Genomic DNA, 22,908 nt, shown 5'->3' on the forward strand with positions numbered 1-22,908 from the left:
CGGTAGCTCTAAATGTCCTCGCGCGGGCGGCCCCGCCGCAGTGCATCGGCGATGGTGTCAGCCAGCATGTCGCCGGTCAGCGGCTTGCGCAGGAAACTGTCGAAGCCGGCCTCCTTGGCGGTTGGCTCGGCGGCCTCATCGGAACGCGCGGTCACCGCAATCAGCGGCATCTCGTAGCCGAACACGCGCAGTTGACGCGCCAGTGCGAACCCGTCCAACCCGGGCAGATCCAGATCCAGCAGCGCCAGGTCGAACGTGTTGTCGGCAGCTTCGGTCAGGGCAGCCAAACCGTGCGGCGCATGCACTACCGAGTGCCCCTGCGAGCGCAGCAGGCCGACGATGACCTCGGCAATGGTCGGTTCGTCTTCCACCAGCAGGATGCGCTGCGGCGCGATGGCCGCGCTGGCACGCGTCACTTCACCGCTGAGCGCAGCGTTGGAGGCCACCCAGCGCAGCGGCAGGTCCACGACAAATCGCGTCCCGGCGCCCAGACGACTGATGACTTCGATATGCCCGCCCATCGCCAGGGCCAGTTCCTGGCAGATCGCCAAGCCCAGACCACTGCCGCCGTAGCGCGAGGTGGTCTTGGCGCCATCGCCCTGCTCGAAGCGCTGAAACAGGCGTGCCTTTTGGTCGGCATTGATGCCCGGGCCGGTATCTGCGACTTCGAAGCGCAGGCCCTGATACGTCCCCAGCGTGGTCAACTTCAAACCAACCACGCCGCGCTCGGTGAACTTGATCGCGTTGCTGAGCAGATTGAGCAGGATCTGCCGGATACGGGTGGGGTCGCCGCTGGCGGTGATATCGCCAAGCAGACCGATTTCCAGGCTGAACCGCAGGCCGCGCTCCTGCGCCAACGGCGCCATCAACGCCTCCACCTCGGCCACCAGTTGACGCACCGAGAACGGCTGCAGATCCAGCTCAAGTCGCCCGGACTCGATGCGCGCAAGATCCAGCGCATCGTTGACCAACCGCAACAGATGCGCACCCGCACGACGGATCGATTCGGTGTAGCTGCGTTGCGTGGCATCCTGCGAGGTCTTGAGCAACAACTCGCTCATGCCCAGCACACCGGTCATCGGCGTGCGGACTTCGTGGCCGAGCGTTGCCAAAAAACGCGTCTTGGCGAGCGATGCCTGCTCGGCCAGTTCCTGTTTGTGCACCGCCAACTGCCAGGCATTCAACCGGCGCAGACGACGGCGATAGAGCAAGACCATTGTGGCGAACAGGCACACTGCCAGCAGACCGAGCGCAGTCAGCCCCCACGGCGACAGCCACCATGGCGGCAACACCTGAAAGCGCAGTGTCTGGCTTGCCGACCAGATGCCGTCCGCAGTCCGCCCCTGCACTTCCAGTGTGTAATGCCCCGATGGCAGGCGCGAAAACAAGCGCTCGCCACTGGGCCCGACATCAATCCAGTCCGGATCGTAACCGCTGAGGCGGAAGCGGTAACTGGTTGATTCGGGATTGGTGAAGGTCGGCATACGCGCCACGATGTGCAAGTCGCGGTCGCCGTCCTGTATCTGCAGCGGCACGACGCCGGTGACATCCAGCCCACGCTCGCCACGTCGCAACCCCACCCGTTCGATCAACAACGGTGGCCGACGTAAATTGGGGCGCATCGTGGACGGATCGAACACCACAACGCCATCGGACGTGCCACCCAATATCTGCCCGCCGCTTGCCTGCACCAACGAGGCCACCTGCATGGGCGAGCTGGGCAGCCCATCGTGCACGTTGTACACGCGGACCAGCTTGCTGCCGGGATCGACACGGATCAGTCCACGATGACTGGACACCCAGGCCACGCCACCGGCATCGACCACCATGCCGGTCGGCGCCACTTTCGGAAACTCCTGCTCCTTGCCCACCGTGTCCAGCTGCTTGAGCTGCGAGCCATCCCACAGGTATCGCCGCAATTCGCCTACCAGCCCTGCCCAGACGATGCCGCCATCTCCCAGGCGGAACACGTACGTTGGCAGATCAGCAGCGCCGGGAACCGCGATGAATCGGTCGGACTGCGGGTCCCACCGCCACAGACCGGCGTTGTTGCTCAGCCAGATCTGCCCATCCGGTCCAATCCGCTTGTCCAGCACGGTCAGCGCCTTCAGGCCGTGGCTTCCGTAATCGATCGTCCTGAGCAGTTGCCCCTCGCCGCTCCACAGCTGTATGCCCTGGGTCATCAGCGCTACCCAGATGCGCCCTTGCGCATCTTCGGCCATCCGGCCCGGCCTGCCCGCAATATCGGGGTCGGCCGCGGGATCGACACTCTGCAACAGCGGCCAGCGCTTGACCTGACGTGTGCGCGGGTCGTACCGCACCAGCGTTCCCTGTACACCGATCCAGACCACCCCCTGCCTGCTTTCGAACACGGTGTCAGGGACGCGGATCGGATCGATATTGGGCAAATGCAGCTTGACTCGACCGGTCGCCGGATCGAAGTATTCAAGCGCACCATGCGAGCCTGTCAGCCAGACCCCGCCTGCGGCCGACGGCGCTGCGGCGGTAATCGACGGGTTGGCCAGCGACTGCGCGTCATCCTTGTGATGCGAGAACACTGCAAAGGTGTCCCACCGCGGCGGCAGATGCCACAGACCGCCCTCGAGGCTGGCAAACCACAGCCCGCCTTCGCGATCCTGATAGGAGGTGATCCAGTTCCGGTTGACCAGGCCGTGCGCCGATGCACTGTAGGTCGGCACCCTGTCGACGGACGAACCGTCAGTGCTGATGCCCAAACCGGCGTCGATGTCCAGCCAATAGCGCCCGCGTCGATCATGCAGCAGCACGCTCCTGACCTGCGGCTTGGTCGCAACGCTCTGCCACGGGCGCGTGATGGCCCCCCCAACGGTATCGAGCCGAAACGCGTTGCCTGCAAAGTCGGAAACCCATAGCACCTTGCCGTCCGCTTCCTTGGAAAGCCTGTTGACGGTCTGGTCTGCAACCGGAAGCGGGACGCGCTGCATGCGTTGACCGTCCCAGTGCGCAAGCCCGCTCCAGGTGCCGATCCACATCGAGCCGTCAGCGGCGGCCTCTAGACCTACGACGCTATCGGACGGCAGCCGGTAGGGCTCACTGGCGGTCGCGGAGAAGTGCTGCATGCGTCCGTCCGGCCGATAGCGGTACACACCCTGCTTGGCGGTTCCGATCCACAGAGCGCCATCCGGTGCCGTTGCCAATGTCCACACCATGGCATCGCGCAGTTCCGGAAACTGCGGATCTTCCAGCCGCTTGAATGTGCGCGTGTCCGCTTCCAGATAGCCAACGCCGCCGTCTTCGAAGCCCATCCACACCCGGTCCTTGGTGTCGACACAGACGGTCCAGACCACGTTGCTGGTCAGGCCATCTTCCATCCGCCAGATGCGGTAGTTGCGGCCATCGAACCTGGCCAAGCCGTCATCGCTGGCAAGCCACAGATACCCTTGTTTGTCCTCGGTCAATTCATTGATCGTGTCCGACGGTAATCCGTCTGCGATCGTCAGCTGGATCGGTACCGGTGTCGCTGGCGTACGCGCCTGCACGGGAAGCACTGCCAGACACAGGCATACCCAGAGCACAGCGAGCAGCCGATGGGGCAAGCGGGATAGAAAGTGCACCGGATCAGTTTCACGACAAGTCGGCGCATAGTGGGGGCCACGCGCGATGCGGGCAAGCCCGACGCTGCGCGTACGGCTGCGCATGCACCCCGTCTCCAGGATGGGAGGCGGTAGCATCGTTGACACACCCGCCGTGTGCCCCAGTGGCTGCGAGCACCGGGCGCGAGGCTGACATTGTGCCGGAAGAACTTTCATCCCCTGGCCAGATCATCACGGCCTTGAAGCACGGCTCACATCGCTGCTGCCCGGCGAACGCCCTGCATCACACCCAATCGATGCCCGCTCAGGTCGGGGCATCGGCGCTGTCTGTCAGCGCGTGTTGCGCAGCGCCTCGGCAATGGTATCGGCGAGCATCTCGCCGGTCAGCGGCTTGCGCAGGAAGCAGTCGAACCCGGCTTCCCGCGCATTTGGTTCGGCGGCTTCGTCGGCGCGCGCGGTCACCGCGATCAGCGGCATCCGGTTACCGAACACGCGCAGTTGTCGCGCCAATGCGAAACCATCCAGGCCGGGCAGATCCAGATCCAGTAACGCCAGATCGAAGGTGTTGTCGGCGGCTTCGGTCAACGCGGCCAGTCCGTGCGGTGCATGTACCACCGAATGTCCCTGGGCCCGCAGCAGGCCGACGATGACCTCGGCGATGGTCGGGTCGTCCTCCACCAGCAAGATGCACTGCGGCGCGACCGCAGCGCCGGCACGCCCCGCTTCGCCGCCGAGCGGCGCATCCGAGGCTACCCAGCGCAGCGGCAGATCCACCACGAACTTCGTCCCGGCGCCGAGCCGGCTGATCACCTCGATATGCCCGCCCATCGCCAGGGCCAGTTCCTGGCAGATCGCCAAGCCCAGACCACTGCCACCGTAGCGCGAGCTGGTCCTGGCGCCATCACCCTGCTCGAAGCGCTGGAACAGGCGTGCCTTCTGTTCGGCATTGATGCCCGGACCCGTGTCGGCCACCTCAAAACGCAGGCCTTGATATGAACCGAGCGTGGTCAACTTCAGGCCCACCACGCCGCGCTCGGTGAACTTGATCGCGTTGCTGAGCAAATTGAGCAGGATCTGCCGGATGCGGGTGGAATCGCCGCTAGCGGTGATATCGCCAAGCAGGCCGATTTCCAGGCTGAAGCGCAGGCCGCGCTCCTGCGCCAACGGTGCCATTAGCGCTTGGACCTCGGCCACGAGCTGGCGCACCGAAAACGGCTCCAGGTCCAGTTCCAGCCGCCCGGATTCGATGCGCGCCAGATCCAGCGCATCGTTGACCAGCCGCAGCAGATGCGCACCCGCACGACGGATCGAATCGGTATAGCTGCGCTGCTTGGTGTCCAGCGAGGTCTTGAGCAGCAACTCGCTCATGCCCAGCACCCCGGTCATCGGCGTGCGTACCTCATGGCCGAGCGTTGCCAAAAAACGCGTCTTGGCGAGCGATGCCTGCTCGGCAACTTCTTGCTTGTGCACCGCCAACTGCCAGGCATTCAAGCGCCGTAGACGGCGGCGGTACAATAAAATGGCTGCAACGACCACGCACACGCTCAGCAGGCCCAGCAGGCCCAAGCCCCATGGCGCCAGCCACCATGGCGGCAGCACCTGAAAACGTAAGGTCTGGCTCGCCGACCAGATGCCGTCTGCAGTCCGCCCCTGCACTTCCAATATGTAATGCCCCGATGGCAGGCGCGAAAACAAGCGCTCGCCACTGGGCCCGACGTCGATCCAGTCCGGGTCGTAACCGCTTAAACGAAAGCGATAGCTGGTTGACTCCGAATGAGTGAAGGTCGGCATGCGCGCGACGATATGCAGATCGCGATCGTCGTCCTGCAGCTGTAGCGGCTCGACACCGGTGACATCCAGTCCGCGCTCGCCACGACGCAGGCCTACGCGCTCGATCAGTAGCGGCGGCTGGCGTGTATTCGGACGCATTTGGCTTGGATCAAACAGCACAACGCCATCAGGCGTCCCGCCTAGAATCTGCCCGCCCGTTGCTTGTACAAGCGTATTTTCCTGAAATTGCTGATTGGGGAGCCCATCGTGAACTCCGTAGACCCGCACCATTTTGCTGGCAGGGTCCACCCTGATCAGACCGCGCGCGCTCGATACCCACGCCACGCCTGCACTGTCCACGACAAGTCCGTTAGGCGCTACCATCGGGAACTCTTGCCTACCGTCAATCGTGTCCAGATGTTTGAGTTGGGTGCCATCCCATAAGTAACGACGCAACTCGCCCATCAACCCGATCCAGACAACGCCCGAGTCGGTGAAACGAAATACATAGTTCGTTGAAGCAGGCGCACCTCGAACCATGACGAACGTGTCAGCTTTCGGATCCCAGCGCCTTAAACCCGTCGTGCTGGCAAGCCACATCTGCCCATCGGGACCGAGCCTGAGGTCATAGACGTTGGAGTCATCCAACCCATGGTTACCCCGTTCAATTTCACGAATAAGCCGGCCGTCCTCATCGCGAATCTGCAAACCCGTCTTGGTTAGCGAAATCCAAAGTTGATTGTGCGTATCCATTGCTACAAAGTCGGGCGTCACCATGTCCGATACGACATGGGGCGCCGTGGACAATGACCAGTGCTTTCGTTGCCGGGTCTGTGGATCATAACGCACCAGAGATTCCGCCAACCCAATCCAGACGTAGCCCCTTTTGCTCTCCAGCATGCACATGGGCCAACGCATACCCGAGATAGGACGAAGGTGACGTTCCAGCTTGCCGGTAGCAGGATCCAAGCGTTCTAGCGCTCCCCGCGTACCAGCAACCCACAATCCACCGGATGCCGATGTTGCCGTGGCCCTTACAAGAGGATTGGCCAGCGATTGCGGATCGTCCGCGTGGTACGACAACACTGAAAAAGTGCTCCAATTAGGTGGTAGATGCCAAAGACCGCCATTGAGACTGGCAAACCACAAGCCACCTTCGCGATCCTCGTAGGCACTTCCCCAACTCGGCTTAACCAGTCCATGTGCCGATGAGCTATAGAGAGGCACATTTTGGACTTGCCTACCGTCAGAGATTCCCAGACCGGACATTGTGTCCAACCAATAGTGCCCGCGTCGATCACGCAACAACATGCCCACGACGTGCTCGCCGTCGCCTGCATGCTCCCAAGGTTGCGGAACAAAATTTCCGCCAGAGTTGAGTCGATAAAGTACGTTATTGCTGTCGGCAACCCATAAGTCATCGTTGGAGCCAAGGCGTAGCCCATTAGAAAACTGACTATTTCCTGGCAACTCCTTACGATCGAAAGACATCCCATTCCATCGTGCGAGGCCTCCGTTGCTTCCGATCCAAAGCGCCCCGGCGGATGTAACCCGCAATGCAGTCACTCGGTCAGACGGCAAACTCTGCGCATCATCTGCCACAAACGTGAAACGCTGCATACTGCCGTCCGGTCGCCGCCGATACAGTCCGTTTTTTGAAGTTCCAAACCATAGATCGCCGTCGGGTGTCTGCGCAATCGCCCACACGGTGGCGCGTTTTAACTCAGGAAACTGTGTACTCTCCAACGGTTTGAATGCGCGCTGTTTAGCATCCAGAACACCCGCGCCACCATTATCGAAACCGACCCACAGCCCGTCGTCAGCATCGACTCCCATCGCCCAGACAAGATTATCTGTGAGCCCGTCCTCCATCCGCCAGATGCGGTAACTCCGCCCATCGAATCTGGCCAGACCATCGGCCGTTGCCAGCCATAGATAGCCGTTCCGATCCTCGGCAAAGTCGTTCACTGTGTTGGAAGGAAGTCCGTCGGCCACAGTGAGTTGGATTGGCACAGGCGTCGTCGGCACTGCCGCAAAGGCGAGCACGGGCACCGCTGTGACCAATAGGACCAATAGGACCAACCACAGTGCAGCAAGGGTGCGACTGAATGGAACACAGACGGAGGCGTGACATAAAAATTTCACTGCAGGTCACAGCATAGTGCGGGCCACATCGAGCATGAGCAAGTACGCCTTGCCTCACTTGATATGCGCCATAACAGCAAGCACGGACAGGACTACCTGTTTCATCGTCATTCTTTTCGAGCCACGCGTCGATCGCACGCACTCCCCAGTCGCACTGCACTGTACCTGCTCCACCACACTGGTTCTAGCCGACGGCGCTGTCACCGGGCGAGTCCGCAGCGTCGGCAAGCACACGTGCCAGGGCGCTCGCCAACAGCTCGCCGGTAACCGGCTTGCGCAGGAACCCATTGCAGCCCGCCACCATGGCCTGCGGCTCGGCATCGGCATCGGCCCGTGCAGTTACCGCCACGATCGGGAAGCGCACTCCGCGTGCGCGCATTTGTGCCACTAACGCGGCGCCGTCGAGGCCAGGCAGATCCAGGTCGCACAACCCGGCGTCGAAGCGACGCGTGCTCACCTCTGCCAAGGCGGCCAACCCGTGCAAGACATGGGTAACCTGGTGCCCGCGTGTCTGCAGCAGCCCCACGATCACCTGCGCCACGGTCGGGTCATCTTCCACCAGCAGCAACTGCAGCGGCGCTTGATCCCGGGCAGCGACGGCGCGTGCCGGAGCCGGTGCTGCTGCAGGCAACGTCGTCACCCAACGCAGCGGCAGCTCCACCACAAAGCACGCGCCCTGCCCCAGTTCACTGTCCACGCTCACCGCGCCGCCCATTGCCGCGGCGAGCTCGCGGCAGATCGCCAGGCCCAATCCACTGCCGCCATGCCGGGCCAGGGTCAGCGCGCCTTCGGCCTGTTCGAAGCGCTGGAACAGCCGCCCACGTTGCTCGGCGCTCATACCGGGACCGGTGTCGCACACCTCCACCCGAATGCCTTGTGCAGGGCTCTGCGGCAACGCCGACACGCGTAATTGCACGCCACCGCGCTCGGTGAACTTGACCGCATTGAAGAGTAGATTGAGCAGGATCTGCTGCACCCGGCTGGCATCGCCATGCAGTGCCGGCGGCAGCGCGTCATCCAGTGCGCACTCGAACGCCAGCTGCTTCTGCTCGGCGCTGGGACGGACCAATTCAACCGCCTGCCCGATCAGCAGGCGCAGATCGAAATCGCGATTGTCCAGCGGCAGCTTGCCGGCTTCGATCCGCGCCAAATCCAGTGCATCGTTGACCAAACGCAGCAAGTGCTTGCCGGCCGACTGGATCGCGCTCGCATAGCCTTGCTGGCGCGCATCCAGCGATGTCTGCAGCAGCAACTCGCTCATTCCCAGCACACCGGTCATTGGCGTGCGCACCTCATGCCCCAACGTCGCCAGAAAACGCGTCTTGGCCAACGATGCCTGCTCGGCCAACTCGCGCTTATGCTGTGCCACTTGCCATTGCGCGCGCATGCGTACGCGATGCCGGTAGGCTGCGGCAAGCAACGCGCTGAGCAGCAGGCCGATCATGCAGATCAACGCAATGCCGACATCGCTACGCCACCAGGGTGGCAGCACCGAAAACTGCAACGATTGCACCTGCGAAGCATTGCCGAGCGGATCGACACCCTGCATCTCAAGCACATAATTGCCCGGCGGCAGCGATGAAAATTCGCGCATGCCCGCAGCGCCATGCTCGACCCAATCGTTGTCAAAGCCTTTCAATCGCGTGCGATAACGGTTCGCCATCGGGTCGATGAAAGACAGCAGCCGCATATTGATGCGCAACTGGCGATCGCTCGGCACCAGCGAAAAGCCACCGCCGATCGGCAATGCGCGACGTCGATCGCCGTGCTGGACGCTCACCGCTTCCAGCCGCATCTGCGGGGTAAACGAGGGAACGTCCGGCGCGTTGGTATCGATCAGCAGCGTGAATCCATCGGCGGTCCCACCCACCAACACACCGTTGTTGGACATCAGCAGACAGTGCCTACTGAACTCCTGGCTGGTCAACCCATCACGCGCACTGAAACTGCGGATCTTTGCAGGCGTTGTCCGTGGATCGATGCGCCATAGGCCACGCGGGCCGGACATCCACACACGACCAAGCGCATCCAGCTCGAGGCCGTAAGCGTCCATGGCGGGAAATCCTTCGGCAGCGCGAATGCGGCTTACCTGTTTCCAGACGCCATCACGTTGCTCCCAGCGCTCGATGCTACCGGCCATGTAAAGCCAGATACGTTTGCGATCTTTGACGACAAAGCGCTGGATAAAGTCGACATCCAGCCCGGGCACCAGCATGAATCGATGCGTGTCGGCATGCCAGGCATACACGCCGCCGGTGGCGCTGATCCACACGCGCCCATCCGGCCCCATGCTGATTTGGTAGTACGGAAACTCCTTCAGGCCATGCAGCTCGTTTGGGGAGATCGTCTCCAGGACGCGCCCAGTGGCTAGGTCGCGTCGCTGGATCACTTGCTCGAACGCAGTCCACACGGTGCCATCGCCAGGCTCCCCGATCCACAGCACCGCCTCGGCGGGTCCATCCCCGGTGAAATGCGTCAGCTCCCCAGTTGCCATGTCCAGACGCGACAGTACATGCCGCGCGTTACCGAGCCAGAGCTGCCCGCGACTGTCTTCCAGCGTGGATGCGACTTCCATCTCACGCAGATCAGGATGCTGCACTCCGGTCTGCACCAAGGCGCCAGACGACGTGTCGTAGCGCAGCAACCTGCCACTGCTGTCGAACTGCCACAGGCCGCCAGAGCGAGTGGCCGGTGCGAGGCTGCAAGAGATGCCTTTGCCCTGATCGTTCACCTGCTTGAAGGCTGCCGTGCGACGCCAGTCCTCGCGCAGGTAGGCGAGCCCACGGCCATGCAGGGGCACCCAGATCCCTCCGTGCGGACTTCGCCAGATGGTGGTCACATGACGATTGGAAACCAACGGTTCGTCACCATTGTTGACCGGCGTGGGTGGATGACCGGCACGGGTGTGCCATAGCCCTTGCTCGGTGCCGAGCCAGAATTCACCATCTCCGGCATCGGCCACCGTCCAGACCCGATTGCCTGCCGCAAACATCGAGGCCCAGGTGGGCGTATGCCACCCACCAGAGGCATCCATGTATCGCAGCCCGGTGTCCGAGGAGGTCCATAACCGCTGCCCTACCCACTGCAGCGCATTGATGCCGCTGGCGTCGCCATCCGGTCGCACACGGTGCAAGGCCAGCCCGTCGAAGTACGCCAAACCGCCGAGTGTCCCGATCCACATGCGCTCACGGTCGTCCAGGGCCAGGGCATAGACCGGATTGGGGTCTAGCGGGTCTTCCATCCTGGCAAGATCGAGTGAGCTGAAATTCCCCTTGGCGTCCAGGCGCAAGACATTTCCGGTCGACATGCCAAGCCAGATCTCATCGCCACGGCCGGCAATGGCATAGATATCTCCCATCGACAGCGCGGGAACGTCGCCGGGCAGATATGCCGTGAATTTGCTGCGATCGGCGCTCAGCATTGCCAGCCCGGCACCCGCCAGCGCCAGCCAGATACGATCCTGGTCGTCGATATACATCGCCTGCAGGGCATTGCTGCGCAGCGAATAGCGATCGGTCGGATCGTTACGCCATACCTTGAACTCGGCGCCGTCATACCGAACCAGGCCATCGGTGGTGGTCATCCACAAATAACCCGCACGATCCTGTGCGATTGCGGTAATCATGGTCGAGGGCAGGCCTTCGGCGGCACCCACGATGCGAAAGCGCGGGATGGCAGGCACCTCAGCCAGGGCCGGCAACACCATCAACGCAACGAGCAACCCCAGTAACAGACCGCGCATGCGGGAATCCTTTCCACGTCCAGCCGGCATGCTCGCAATGGATCGTTGCAAGTGCAAGCCGCGCGCGCAGCGCCGGGATGTGTCTAGAATCCGCCCATGACGCCACTCGCCCGCCTGCTGCTGCTTCCCGCCCTGGCATTGACCAGCCTGGCCGCCTCCGCCGCACCGGTGCGCTATGCGCTGGATCCGGTGCACACCCGGGTGCTGTTTGCGGTCGAACATGCCGGCTTTTCCAAGGCATTGGGCACGGTGTCCGGCAGTACCGGCAGCCTGGTCTTCGACCCGGACAACTGGGCGTCCGCACGGCTGGACGTCACTGTGCCGTTGCACCGCGCCGACCTGGGCGATGCCAAGTGGAACGAGGCCACCCTGGCACGCAACCTACTCGATGCCGAGCGCTTTCCCGACGCGCATTTCGTCTCCACGCGCGTGGAGGCCAGCGGCGAGAACCATGCCAAGGTCAGCGGCAACCTGACCCTGCACGGCGTCACCCGGCCGGTGACGCTGGAGGTCACCCTCAACGCGCTCAAGCGCCACCCGCTGCCGCCGTTTCGCCGCACTGCCGGGTTCTCGGCAACCGCCACGCTGAGCCGGGCGGAGTTCGGGATCGATGCATGGAAATCGATGATCGGCGACACCGTGGAATTGCGCATCGAAGCAGAAGCCGTGCGCGAAGGCCGCGCCGATGATGATGCAATGCCGCCGCAGGCCGAACCTGCTACCACTGACGCGCCCGCCAACCAGGAATCGGGAACATGAGCCTGAAAAACATCGAGCGCTGGGGCGGTGTCAGCCAGACCCTGCATTGGTTGATCGCGCTGCTGATTCTGGTGCTGGGAATCGTCGGCCTGACCATGGGCGAATTGCCAAAGACACCGAAATACTTCTGGGTCTATACCGCGCACAAATCGCTAGGCCTGACCGTGCTGGCGCTGGTGATCGCGCGGCTGGGGTGGCGCCTGTACGCAGGCGCCCCGCCGCCGGTGGCGGGCACCCCGCGCTGGCAGGAACGGATCGCCGGGCTGACCCATTGGCTGCTGTACGCCATGATCTTCGCCATGCCGCTGTCGGGCTGGTTGTACGACTCCAGCAGCGGCCTGCGCCCGTTCCGCTGGTTCGGCCTGATCGCGGTGCCCAAGCTCAGTGGCCCGGACGAGCAGCTACGCGCCACCTCCCACGCCATTCACGAGTGGGGCTTTTGGTTATTGATTGCCGTGGTGCTGGCGCATGCCGGCGCGGCGCTGTACCACCACCTTTTCCAGCGTGATGCCACCCTGGCGCGGATGTTGCCGCGCGGCTGGCTATCCTCCAAACCTTAAGGATTTCCCATGTCGTCCAAGTTGTTCGCCTCTCCCCTTCTGGTCGCCGCGTCGCTGGTCGCCACCTTCGCCACCGCGCCAGTGCTGGCCGCCGACTACGTCCAGGCGCCCGGCTCGTCGCTGGTATTTGCCAGCAAGTACGACGGCGAAGTGTTCACCGGCAAGTTCCCCGCTTTCGACACCACGCTGAGTTTCGACCCGGCCAATCCGGCAGCGGCCAAGCTCGATGTGCGCATTCCGCTGGCGAGTGCGATCAGCGGCAACAACGACCGCGATTCGACTCTGCAAGGCCCGGACTTTTTCAATGTCGCCAAGTTCGCCACCGCGCGCTATCGCGCCGACAAGTTCCGTGCGCTGGGCGGAAATCAATACGCGGCCGACGGCACCCTGGAACTGCGCGGCGTCAGCAAGCCGGTCACGCTGACCTTCACCTGGACACCGGGCGCGCAGCCGGTGCTGGCGGGCAAGGCGGTCGTGAAGCGGCTGGACTTCGGCGTGGGCGGCGGCGACTGGGCCGACACCAAGACCATTCCCAACGAAACCGCGATCAGCACCAAGGTCGTGTTGAAGGCGAAGTAAGGCCACAGGCCGCAACCGGACGCGGCCACTGAGCGGCGGACTACCTCGTCGGGTCCGCCGCTTTTTTATGCTCGGCGGCCGTATGACACCGCGAGACAGCTAGACTTTGGCATCCACTCAGGGATGCCGCAATGCGTACACACGGGACGTTGACCCGCTGGAATGCCGATCGTGGCTTCGGCTTCATCACCCCGGCGCAGCCCGGGGACGAGGTGTTTGTACACATCTCCGCGTTTCCACGCAGCGCGGACGCACCACGCATTGGCGAACTGATTTCCTTCGAGATCGAACCCGGCAAGGATGGGCGACGGCAAGCCGTGCGCGTGATGCGCGGCGGAGCCCATGCACCGGGGCGTGGCCCACGCCGTGCGTATGCAGCGGCGCGTTCGCCATCGCCGACTAGCGCCCTCGGGCTTGGCAAAGTCATCCTGCTCTTGCTTGTGGCAGGCGCTGGCGGCTATGCGTATCTCAACCGGGACGCGCTCACTCCAGACGCTGGGCTCACTGAAAATTCGCCAGCAGTACCGGCACCGGCACGAGTACCGGCAGCCACGACGCTTCCAGACCGCGCGACAGGTCAGGGCTCGCCTGCAGTAACGGCACCTGCATCGGCAAGCAAAACGTCCACTACGCCCGCTTCCACACCGCACTACAGCTGTGGCGGGCGCACGCATTGCTCGCAGATGACCTCCTGCGACGATGCTACTTACGTGTTGCAGCATTGCCCAAATACCGCAATGGACGGCGACCACGATGGCGTGCCCTGCGAGCAGCAGTGGTGCCATTGAATCAATACGGCTGACACCTTGAACGGGCGGCCGACCAGAGCGGTCTGTTAGCCGCATCTTGTTGGATGTGGTCAAGGCTTAGTGAGTCGAGGGTGCGGCGCCCATCAGACATCGAGCCGATGCGTCATGATGAAACAAGGCGTATCGAGCACTGCGCCCTACCTTGCGCACCGACCAACTCGACTGGTCCTTGCCCGCTCACCGTCGCGGGACCTTACGCGGCATGGCTGCCGCGTAAGAGCTTACAGGGACGTACTTGCATCGTGTCCCGCGATGGTGGGCGGGCAAGGGCCGTGCAGCAAACTCACAGCGTCGAGGATGCGGCGCCCTCACCGCTCGCGGGACACGCCGTGAACCCGTCCCTGAGGGCTCGGTGGCAGCATCCATGCCGCCACACGGTCCAGCAACCGGCGAGGACACCGCACCAAACAGTTGGTCGGCGCTCTTCTGAAAAGCTGTCCGTAGCGCGGCGTGCGTCAGACGTGCAACCGATGCTTCGTGATCGAACGAGACGCATCCGGCACCGCTCTTACCGTGCACACCGACCATCTCGATTGGTCCTTGCCCGCCCAGCATCGCGGGACCGTACGCGGCATGCATGCACGTAAGCGCTTACAAAGACGTACTTGCAGCGTATCCCGCGATGGTGGGCGGGCAAGGACCCGGCAGCCAAGTGGCAGATCGTCCGCCCTGCAGCGAAGGCCACGTTCATCCGCTCTGCACCAGACCGGCGCGAAGTCATTTTCAGCCTTTCGGAATCCAACTCTGGCGCATACAGAGTGCGCGCACGCCGCATCATCGCGAGCCGGCGTTTAACCACTCGCACAAACGCCGGCTGTCGAATGGCCAGCCCAACTCGCGCCCATCCGCATCGCGCAACACCGGCACACGCTCACCATAAGCGGACTCTAGCGCCAAATCGTCGTCAATGAACACGCTGCTGAACTCGCCGGCGCGTGCCTGTGCCAGCACCTCCACGGCCTGGTCGCACAGGTGGCAATCGTCGCGCTGGTACAGGGTCAGGGCCATTGAACAGGTCTCATGCTGCGCTGCAGCCGTGCCGCAATCATCGAGCGACTAGAATAGCCGCCTTTACGCTCACCTCTTCGGCAAGCATGGCTGTCAGCACGTTCGACCTGTTCAAGATCGGCATCGGTCCGAGTTCCTCCCATACCGTGGGGCCGATGCGCGCCGCAGAACGCTTCGTGCATCGCTGGCTGCTCGACGCCGGCCGCCTGCCCGATGTGGTGCGCATCCGCGCCGAGGTGTTCGGCTCGCTGGCCCTGACCGGCCGCGGCCATGGCACCGACAAGGCCGTGCTGCTCGGCCTGGAAGGCCACCGCCCCAACCTGATCGACCCGGACATCATTCCCGCCACGCTGGAGCGCATCCGTTCCAGCAAGCGCATCACCCTCATGGGCCAGCACACCATCGGCTTCGACGAAAAGCGCGACCTGCCGATGAACAAGCGACAGAAGCTGCCGTACCACACCAACGGCATGCGCTTCACTGCCTACGATGCCGACGAAGGTGTGATCGCCACCCGCGATTACTACTCGGTGGGTGGCGGCTTCGTGGTCAACCAGGACGATGCCGCCGACGACCGCATCGTGGCCGACGAAACACCGCTGCCCTACCCGTTCCTCAGTGGCGACGAACTGTTGGCCCAATGCGCACGCAGCGGTTTGAGCATCGCCGCGCTGATGTTCGAAAACGAAAAAAGCTGGCGCAGCGAAGACGAGATTCGCGACGGCCTGCGCGAACTATGGGCGGCGATGCAATCCTGCGTGGAGCGCGGCATCCGCCAGGAAGGCACATTGCCGGGCGGCTTGAACGTGTCGCGGCGTGCACCGGCGTTGTATCGCGAACTGTCGTCCAAACCCGAAGCTGCCATGCGCGACCCGCTGACCACGCTGGACTGGGTCAACCTGTATGCCCTGGCGGTCAACGAAGAAAACGCAGCCGGCGGCCGCGTGGTCACCGCACCCACCAACGGCGCAGCCGGCATCATCCCGGCGGTGCTGCATTACTTCGACCGCTTCTGCCCCGGCGCGTCCGAGCAGCGCATCTTCGACTTCCTGCTCACCGCTGCGGCCATCGGCATTCTCTACAAAGAGAACGCCTCGATCTCCGGTGCCGAAGTCGGTTGCCAGGGCGAAGTGGGCGTGGCCTGCTCGATGGCGGCCGGCGGTCTGGTTGCTGCGCTTGGCGGCAACCCGGGCCAGATCGAAAACGCCGCGGAAATCGGCATGGAACACAACCTTGGACTGACCTGCGACCCGATCGGCGGGCTGGTGCAGATCCCCTGCATCGAACGCAATGCCATGGGCGCGGTCAAGGCCATCAACGCCAGCCGCATGGCCATGCGCGGCGATGGCAAGCACAAGGTCTCGCTCGACAAGGTCATCAAGACCATGCGCGACACCGGCCGCGACATGCAGGACAAGTACAAGGAAACCAGCCGCGGCGGACTGGCGGTGAACGTCATCGAGTGCTGAGTCTGCCGATGGCACTTCAATGCGCCGTCCGTGCACAGGATTGGAATGCGTTTGCGCACAGGAGAGGAATGCGGACTCTGCGCTAGTGCGCGAGCGTACGGCATGCTCGGCCTGCGCAATGGAACCAGCGCAGGCTCAATGGGTCGCTGGCTAACGCGCACCGCCAAGCGTCGGGTTGATGCATCCGTTCGACCGCCGCTGCTGCATCACGCAAACTGCCAGCGCGCCTGGCGGAAAATGCCACCACGTCACACTGCGTTTCCTGCAGAAGGCCATACGACACGCCAGCCTGCCCTGAGAACGCCAGCGACACGGCGCATGCCTCACTCGCAGCGCCAAACGTAGCGATGCAACGAGTGTCGTTCGCTAAAACCGCAGCAGCTGAAAGCGGAAAGATGGCATCTTCACTCCCCCCGCTTCAGCAAGAAACTGCTCGAAGGGCGGATGGGGGCAACCCGCACGCACCCTAAGCGCCCACGACAAAACGCACCCGCTGCGGAACCGCCAGGATCCACGCCTCCACCACGGTGCGCCGTGTAGCCTTCCCGCACAGATCCCGGATGGAGAACACGATGCGACATCTCGCCTGCGCACTCGGACTCACCCTGGCCTGCGGCCCGCTGATGGCCCAGGAGGCCAGCTATGGCCCGCGCCTGGAAGGCTTCGATTACCCCTACCCGGTCAAGACCTACGCGCTCACCTCGCAGCAGCAGCCGTTGGAAATGGCATATCTGGATGTCGCACCCACCGGTAAACCGAACGGGCACACCGCCGTGCTGCTGCATGGCAAGAATTTCTGCGCGGCCACCTGGGAATCCAGCATCGCCGCGCTAAGCAAGGCCGGCTACCGCGTCATCGTGCCGGACCAGGTGGGCTTCTGCAAATCCAGCAAACCCGCCGCCTACCAATTCTCGTTTGCGCAGTTGGCCGACAACACCCACGCATTGCTGAAAAACCTGGGTATCGACCGCGCCGTGGTTGTCGGCCATTCGATGGGCGGCATGCTCGCGATCCGCTACGCGCTGATGTACCCACAGGCCACCGAGCATCTGGCGCTGGTCGACCCGATCGGCCTGGAAGACTGGAAGGCCGAAGGCATTCCGTGGCGCAGCGTTGATGCCTGGTACGACAACGAGCTGAAGATCAGTTTCGAGCGCATCAAGAAGTATCAGATGGACGTGTATTACGCCGGTCAATGGAAGCCTGAATTCGAACGCTGGGCGCGCATGCAGGCCGGCATGTCGCTGGGCAACGGCAAGCAGGCGGTCGCCTGGAATCAGGCGCTGACCTACGACATGGTCTTCAACCAACCGGTCGTGTATGAGCTGCCCAAACTGACGGTCCCGACCACGCTGTTTATCGGTCTCAAGGACCGCACCGCGATCGGCAAGGACACCGCACCGCCGGAGGTCAAGGCACGCGTCGGCGACTACGCCAAGCTGGGCAAGCAGGCAGCCGCGGCCATACCGAAGGCGACCTTGATCGAATTTGCCGACCTGGGGCACTCGCCGCAGGTGCAGGACCCGGCGCGGTTCAATGCCGCACTGTTGAAGGCGATCGCGCAGTAACTGCAACGGCGCACGGCAACGCGATGCCCAACGTTATTTCTCATGCGCACCGCAGCCGGGTATTCCCGGTTGCGGCCATCCGCAGAGCGAGAAGATGACCACGACAGGCAACGGCAGTATCGTCCGCAACCCTCATTGGCAAATAACCGTTACGCGAGTAAGCGGGCACGTTAGTGCACAGACAACATTACAACGCGGCAAAGCGCATGCAACCCGCAGATGATCTGTTGGCCTAACGGCCACCAACCAAGACGCCTGCACACCTCATCGGTACACCTGCAGGAGATGCACTGCATCTCCCGACCAACGATTGCATCAACCTGCCACGATCCGCAGCACGTCGTCCAACAAGGCGGCCGCCGTCACTTCCGCGCCGGCACCCGGGCCCTGGATCAGCAACGGTTGCTCGCGGTAACGGTCGCTGCTGATCGCGACACGGTTGTCGGTTCCGGCGCCGCCAGCCAGGGGATGATCCAGTGCCAGCTCACGCAGACCCACGCTTGCACCATGCGCGTCCACGCGGCCCACAAAACGCAGACACCGCCCGGCTGCGCGTGCCTGTTGCCAGCGCGCGCTCACGGCGGCATCGAGTTCGCCCAGGCGTGCATCCAGTGCATCGATGGGCACGCCGGTGAGGCTGGCAGGCACCAGCGACTGCACGTGCACCTGTTCGGCCTCCAGTTGCCAGCCGGCCGCACGCGCCAGGATCAACAGCTTGCGCCGCACATCTTCGCCGGACAGGTCGATCCGCGGGTCCGGCTCGGTGTAACCCGATGCCACCGCCTCTCGCACGCACTGCGAAAACGCGCCGCTGCCGTCGTAGCGATGAAACAGCCATGCCAACGATCCGGACAGCACACCCTCGATCGAATGGATATGGTCGCCACCTGCCACCAGTGCGCGCACGCTGCTCAACACCGGCAACCCGGCGCCCACGGTGGCGCTATCGCCATAATACGCGCCGGTGGCGTGGCGGGCGGCAAGCAGTGCCTGCGCGCGCGACAACGCCGTGCCCTGGCCCAGCTTGTTGGCAGTCACCACATGCACGCCGCGGCCCAACCACTCCACATGCCAATCGGCCACCACATCGCTGGCGGTGGCATCCACCAGCACATCGCCCGCACGCAGCGCCACGGTTTCGGCCCACGGCTGCAAGACCGCCTGACCACGTGGCGCGGCGTTGGCCTGCAGCAACGCCTGCGCTGCGCTCACGCCACAATCCTGGGCGATCCGCGAATTGGCCAGCCAATCGAAACGCGGCAAGCGCAGCTGACGCTGCTGCAACGCCGTGTAGCGCGTCACGAAAGCCCGGCCCACGGTGCCGGTGCCCAGCAACGCCAGACGTGGCGTGGGTGCGACCGTCGCCACGGACGCCTGTCGCGACACAGGCTGCACGCTGCTCACGCGTCGACCTGTTTGCGGTTGGTGGTGGTCAGGGTCGCTTCGGCGCGCGCCAACCCGGCGCGCAGGTCGATCAGCAAGTCTTCGGCCGATTCGATCCCGATCGACAAGCGCAGCAATCCATCGGAAATGCCGGCCGCCGCACGCGCTTCGGCGGTCATCGCCGCATGCGTCATCGAGGCCGGATGGGCGATCAGGCTTTCCACGCCACCCAGCGATTCGGCCAGCGTGAAGTAGCGCAACCCATCGACGAAGGCGCGTACCGCCGCTTCGCCACCGTTCAATTCGAAACTCATCATCGCGCCGAAGCCCTTCTGCTGGCGCGCCGCCAAGGCATGGCCAGGATGGGTCGCCAGCCCGGGGAAATACACCTGATTGACCACCGCATGCCCGTCCAGCAGCGCGGCGATCGCATCGGCATTTTCCTGATGCACACGCAGGCGCGCATCCAGGGTGCGCAGGCCACGCAGGGTGAGGAAGGCATCGAACGGCGAGCCGGTCAGGCCCAGCGCATTGGCCCACCACACCAACTGCTGATGCAGCTCCGCATCGCGCGCCACCACCGCGCCGCCCACCACATCGCTATGGCCGTTGATGTACTTGGTGGTGGAATGCAGCACCAGATCCGCGCCGAATTCCAGCGGCTTCTGCAGCGCTGGCGACAGGAAGGTGTTATCGACCACGGTCAACGCACCTACTTTCTTCGCCGCTTCGATGACAAAGCGCAGGTCGGTGATGCGCAGCAGTGGATTGGACGGGGTTTCGATCAGCACCAGCTTGGGCGACTGCGCCAGTGCATCGGCCAGCGAGCGCGGGTCGGTGAGGTCGGCGGTGATCAGCGCGAAATGGCCCTTCTTGGCCAGCGCATTGAACAGCCGCCAGCTGCCGCCGTAGGCATCGTGCGGCACCACCAGCGTATCGCCCGGCTGCAGCACGGCGTTAAGCACCAGGTTGATCGCGCCCATGCCGGTGGAAGTGATGACGCCACCTGCACCGCCTTCCAGTTCGGCCAACGCCTCGCCGAGCAGATCGCGGGTGGGATTGCCGCTGCGGGTGTAGTCGTATTGGCGCTTGTTGCCGAACCCGTCGAAGGAAAAGTTCGACGACAGCACGATCGGCGGGGTCACCGCGCCGTAGGCGGTATCGCGGTCGATGCCTGCGCGCACGGCGGCAGTGGCGGCGGTACAGGGGGCGTCGGCGGGGTCACGATAGCTCATGCGGTTTCTCCGGTGAGGCGAAGGGCAGTAGTGAGGATCGCGTCGATGCGATCGATTTCTTTCAGGAAAGCGTCGTGGCCGTACGGCGAACGCAGCACACGCAGGCTGCCGCGCGGCCCCAAGCCTTCGACCAGGCTGACCATGTCGGCCAGTGGCACCAGGCGATCACCCTCCACCGCCACCACCACGGTGGGCACCTTGACCAGCGCCGGGTCGATGCGATGCAGGTCGATGGATTCGGACAGGCGCAGGTACGCGGTCACCGGCGTACGCGCCACGTATTGCGCACCGGCGGCATCCAGATAGTCTTCGGCGGCCACACGCACGCGGCCGTTGATCACTTCCGGCGGCGCATCGAAGCGCTCACTGAATTCTTCCGGCGTGCGGTAGCTCAGCATGGCGAACTGCCGTGCCAGCGCCAGCCCATGATTTTCTGCGCATTGCAGCTGGCCCAGTGCCACCGCGCGGCGCTGCAGCGCCCGCCACGCCGCGGCATACGGATGCGCGCGATGCGCCCCGCTCACCGCAATCAAGGTGCCGACGCGGCCGGCATGGCGGGTGGCGAATTGCAGCCCGACCAGCGCGCCGTACGAATAGCCGACAAAGCCGTGCAGGCGCGCGATCCCCAGCGCATCCAGCAATGCGGCGATCGCATCGGCCTGATCAGCGGTATCGATCGGCGCATCCAGCGTGCCATCGGCGCCGAGAAAGTCGATCGCCAACAGCCGGCGCGATGCCGGGTCGAGCGCACGGCCCGCGCCGACCAAGCCATCTACCCAGCCCTTCTCAGGGAAAACAGCATTCGCCGCAAGGTGCCGATGGGCCGAGATGCCGCCCGCCACGAACACCACCGGCGCATTGGCAGCGCCGAGCAATTCGTAGCGCAGGCGCACCTCGCGCATGCCGGCATGGCGCATCGGCAGCGACACGGCGATGTCGCCGCGCAACGCGATGGCGCCGTCGAAGTCGCGGGCGGGAAGATCTGAATAATCGGTTGTCGTTGGCGATGCTGTAGTCACGAGGCTCATGGCGATATCCGGGGTGGATCGGCCATCGAGCTTCGCGGGAGCTCGCGTTCGACGTGCGCAAGGCACGATTCGAACCATCTTTCGGCGGACGCGGAGGTCCCCGCAGGATTTGGCACCAAACGCGGGCACTTGCGTGCTCCGCTGGCTGCCCCGGCATCAAAGGGCCTGTCCCTCCGCCGGTCTCGATGGTGAGGCTAAGATGCCACTGCCTTTTTACGATGTCAATCGCTTCATACGGATGGAGAGATATGTTTTCATCCGATACCACCGGCCACCGTAATGCAACGCATACTTGCGCCCCCGTTCGCTCAAGCCCATCGCGTGCACCACCGCGTCTTCCGCCCTTTTTTCCCCGCAGGTGTTCCAGTGTTGGTCGCTGCTCTGCTGGCAGCAACGCCGCCTGCCGCTGCGCAACAACGCTGGCATTGGAACGGCGCGGCACCCGCCTCCCCTGCCACCACGCCAGCGCAGGCAGCCATTGCCTCAACCGGCACCGGCCCGGCCCTGCAACTGGAGTGGCAGGCGCCGGTCTATCTGGCGTGGGTCACCAATCTACTGGCCGGGCCCGCGCAGGTCCGGCTCAGCGCCCCGGCCAGCGAGGATTACCGCGCCGTGCCGCAGCTGCCGCTCACGCTGCTGCTGGCTGCGCACGAGCGTCGCTTGCTGGCGCGGCTTTACCCGGCAAGCAACCAGCGCACGCTAGGCGGACTGGGACTCAAACTCGACGTGGTGCCCGGCGATCCGCGGGCGCAGCCGCAGCCGCAGCCAGTGCGCTATCAGCTACCGTTCCGCGATGCGCCGGTGCAGGTGGATCAGGGCTTCGGCGGCCAGTTCAGCCATGCCGATCTGCCCAACTGGTATGCGGTGGACTTCGCCTTGCCCGAGGGCACGCCGGTGTTGGCGGCGCGCGAAGGTCTAGTCATGGAGATACGCCAGGACGTCGCCGATAGCAGCGCCGACGACCCCGGCGCCGGCGGCGGCAATCTGGTGCGCGTGCTGCATGCCGACGGCAGTATGGCGCTTTACGCCCATCTGGCCCCGCATGGCGTGGCGGTGCGCGCCGGCCAGCGGGTCGGCACCGGCGAGCGGCTGGGCGCCTCCGGCAATACCGGCTACAGCACCGCCGCGCACCTGCATTTTTCGGTGCAGCGCAATGCCGATCTGCAGCTGGTGTCTGTGCCGTTTCGAATGCTGGGCCCGCAGGGCGAGCTGCACTTCCCCTCCCCGGCCCCGTAACGCGCCTGGCGGCCCGATGCCACCCGACAGCCGGCCGGCAAGGGC

General features: G+C 64.0%; 14 protein-coding genes and 1 riboswitch. Of the genes, 7 read left to right on the forward strand and 7 right to left on the reverse strand.

The genetic code is table 11. The features are described 5' to 3' along the window. Positions 1–8: 8 nt before the first annotated feature. From BJD12_RS05980 to BJD12_RS05990, 3 genes are all read right to left on the reverse strand, one after another. Positions 9–3,554, reverse strand: a complete 3,546-nt coding sequence (locus BJD12_RS05980) for a hybrid sensor histidine kinase/response regulator (RefSeq protein WP_058564082.1) — start codon at positions 3,552–3,554, stop codon at positions 9–11. 348 nt (positions 3,555–3,902) lie between these two features. Continuing rightward, entirely contained in the window at positions 3,903–7,424 is a 3,522-nt protein-coding gene (locus BJD12_RS05985; RefSeq protein WP_126936602.1) for a hybrid sensor histidine kinase/response regulator, read from the reverse strand. Between the two features lie 247 nt (positions 7,425–7,671). After that, positions 7,672–11,229 (reverse strand): hybrid sensor histidine kinase/response regulator, encoded by a 3,558-nt coding sequence (locus tag BJD12_RS05990; RefSeq protein ID WP_005994432.1) that lies wholly within the window; start codon positions 11,227–11,229, stop codon positions 7,672–7,674. 96 nt (positions 11,230–11,325) lie between these two features. Between BJD12_RS05990 and BJD12_RS05995 the strand changes: the two genes are divergently transcribed. The 4 genes from BJD12_RS05995 (at position 11,326) to BJD12_RS06010 (ending at position 13,915) form a co-directional block, all read left to right on the forward strand. After that, complete coding sequence (locus BJD12_RS05995; RefSeq protein WP_005994431.1) at positions 11,326–11,988, forward strand: YceI family protein; 663 nt, start codon at positions 11,326–11,328, stop codon at positions 11,986–11,988. After that, complete coding sequence (locus BJD12_RS06000) at positions 11,985–12,548, forward strand: cytochrome b (protein ID WP_005994430.1); 564 nt, start codon at positions 11,985–11,987, stop codon at positions 12,546–12,548. Before BJD12_RS05995 ends, BJD12_RS06000 begins: the two co-directional genes overlap by 4 nt. A 9-nt stretch (positions 12,549–12,557) precedes the next feature. Continuing rightward, a complete protein-coding gene (locus tag BJD12_RS06005; RefSeq protein ID WP_005994429.1) occupies positions 12,558–13,127 on the forward strand; it encodes a YceI family protein in 570 nt (189 codons plus the stop codon). A gap of 131 nt (positions 13,128–13,258) precedes the next feature. Next, positions 13,259–13,915: a cold shock domain-containing protein gene (locus tag BJD12_RS06010; protein ID WP_074052492.1), complete on the forward strand. Its 657-nt coding sequence runs from the start codon at positions 13,259–13,261 to the stop codon at positions 13,913–13,915. A 795-nt stretch (positions 13,916–14,710) separates the two neighbouring features. On the opposite strand, the gene BJD12_RS06020 is transcribed toward BJD12_RS06010, so the two are convergent. Next, positions 14,711–14,944: a glutaredoxin family protein gene (locus BJD12_RS06020; protein WP_005988534.1), complete on the reverse strand. Its 234-nt coding sequence runs from the start codon at positions 14,942–14,944 to the stop codon at positions 14,711–14,713. 86 nt (positions 14,945–15,030) lie between these two features. Here BJD12_RS06020 and BJD12_RS06025 point away from each other — a divergent pair, with 86 nt between their 5' ends. Beyond that, positions 15,031–16,413, forward strand: coding sequence for an L-serine ammonia-lyase (locus BJD12_RS06025; protein ID WP_005988536.1), 1,383 nt, complete (start codon positions 15,031–15,033; stop codon positions 16,411–16,413). 560 nt (positions 16,414–16,973) lie between these two features. Beyond that, positions 16,974–17,981, forward strand: coding sequence for an alpha/beta fold hydrolase (locus BJD12_RS06030; protein ID WP_005988538.1), 1,008 nt, complete (start codon positions 16,974–16,976; stop codon positions 17,979–17,981). A gap of 315 nt (positions 17,982–18,296) precedes the next feature. Here BJD12_RS06030 and BJD12_RS06035 read toward each other — a convergent pair whose 3' ends face one another. Genes BJD12_RS06035 through metX form a run of 3 tightly spaced genes read right to left on the reverse strand, consistent with a single transcriptional unit; the run spans position 18,297 to position 21,627 of the window. Beyond that, a complete protein-coding gene (locus tag BJD12_RS06035) occupies positions 18,297–19,385 on the reverse strand; it encodes a homoserine dehydrogenase family protein (RefSeq protein WP_005988540.1) in 1,089 nt (362 codons plus the stop codon). Then, positions 19,382–20,599 carry an O-succinylhomoserine (thiol)-lyase gene (locus BJD12_RS06040; RefSeq protein ID WP_005988542.1) on the reverse strand — a complete coding sequence of 406 codons (1,218 nt, stop codon included), beginning with the start codon at positions 20,597–20,599 and terminating at the stop codon, positions 19,382–19,384. Before BJD12_RS06040 ends, BJD12_RS06035 begins: the two co-directional genes overlap by 4 nt. Next, complete coding sequence (metX, locus tag BJD12_RS06045; protein ID WP_005988543.1) at positions 20,596–21,627, reverse strand: homoserine O-succinyltransferase MetX; 1,032 nt, start codon at positions 21,625–21,627, stop codon at positions 20,596–20,598. Before metX ends, BJD12_RS06040 begins: the two co-directional genes overlap by 4 nt. Before the next feature lie 71 nt (positions 21,628–21,698). Beyond that, positions 21,699–21,819: riboswitch (SAM riboswitch) on the reverse strand. 174 nt (positions 21,820–21,993) lie between these two features. On the opposite strand from metX, the gene BJD12_RS06050 reads away from it, so the two are divergent. Beyond that, positions 21,994–22,863, forward strand: a complete 870-nt coding sequence (locus BJD12_RS06050; protein ID WP_005988545.1) for a M23 family metallopeptidase — start codon at positions 21,994–21,996, stop codon at positions 22,861–22,863. The last annotated feature ends 45 nt before the right edge of the window (positions 22,864–22,908 follow it).

It is taken from the genome of Xanthomonas vesicatoria ATCC 35937, assembly GCF_001908725.1.
GTDB lineage: Bacteria > Pseudomonadota > Gammaproteobacteria > Xanthomonadales > Xanthomonadaceae > Xanthomonas > Xanthomonas vesicatoria.